A 690-nucleotide genomic window follows, 5' to 3' on the forward strand; every position below is an offset into this window, starting at 1 on the left:
GATTTGCTGTTTTTCTTCTGATTCGGAAACTTTACAGTTCATCCCATCGATGCACGCAAACCCCTCCGCAGTGGCATCGAAGCCGGCCAGACCGCACAACGGACCGACCGGCATGTTCAACCCTCTCAAAAAGGAAACTGCCATGAAAACCCGTCTTTCTGTTGTTGCTATCGCCCTCTCCGCCCTGGTTGCCGGTCAAGCTTTTGCTGCCGATCCCGCTGCCGCCAAGACCCGCGAACAAGTCCGCGCCGAACTGGCCCAGGCCATCCGCAACGGAGACATGATCGCCGACGGCCAAACCGGTGCCACGTACAAGGAACTGTTCCCTGCCCAGTATGCCCAGCCCGTGGCGACTGCCGGCAAGAGCCGCGCCGAAGTGAAGGCCGAGCTGGCCGAAGCCATCCGCACCGGTGACATCGTGGCCGACGGCCAGACCGGCGCCAAGGCCAACGAACTGGCTCCTGCCGCCTACGCCGCTGCCAAGCCGGCTGCCGCATCGAACAACGCCGTGGCCGTGGGCAAGACCCGCGCACAGGTGAAGGCCGAACTGGCTGAAGCCATCCGCACCGGCGACATGATCGCCGACGCCGACACCGGCCTGAAGTTCAACGAAATCAACCCCGGCCGTTATGCCGCCAAGCCGGTGCTGGCACAGAACCCAGGTGTCACCACCGTCGGTCAGTAAGCCGA

At 63.0% G+C, this 690-nt stretch carries 1 protein-coding gene; it reads left to right on the forward strand.

Annotation, left to right across the window (positions count from 1 at the left end; all coding sequences use genetic code 11):
• The first annotated feature begins 142 nt into the window (after positions 1 to 142).
• On the forward strand, positions 143 to 685 hold the full coding sequence (locus HPA01S_RS22470) for a DUF4148 domain-containing protein (RefSeq protein WP_066273742.1): 543 nt from the start codon (positions 143 to 145) through the stop codon (positions 683 to 685).
• Positions 686 to 690: the final 5 nt, after the last annotated feature.

The sequence above is a fragment of the Hydrogenophaga palleronii NBRC 102513 genome, assembly GCF_001571225.1.
Taxonomy (GTDB): Bacteria; Pseudomonadota; Gammaproteobacteria; order Burkholderiales; family Burkholderiaceae_C; genus Hydrogenophaga; species Hydrogenophaga palleronii.

Excerpts from the sequence above, each read along its gene's own strand:
- HPA01S_RS22470 (WP_066273742.1), top strand. The coding sequence starts at position 143 with ATGAAAACCCGTCTTTCTGTTGTTGCTATCGCCCTCTCCGCCCTGGTT.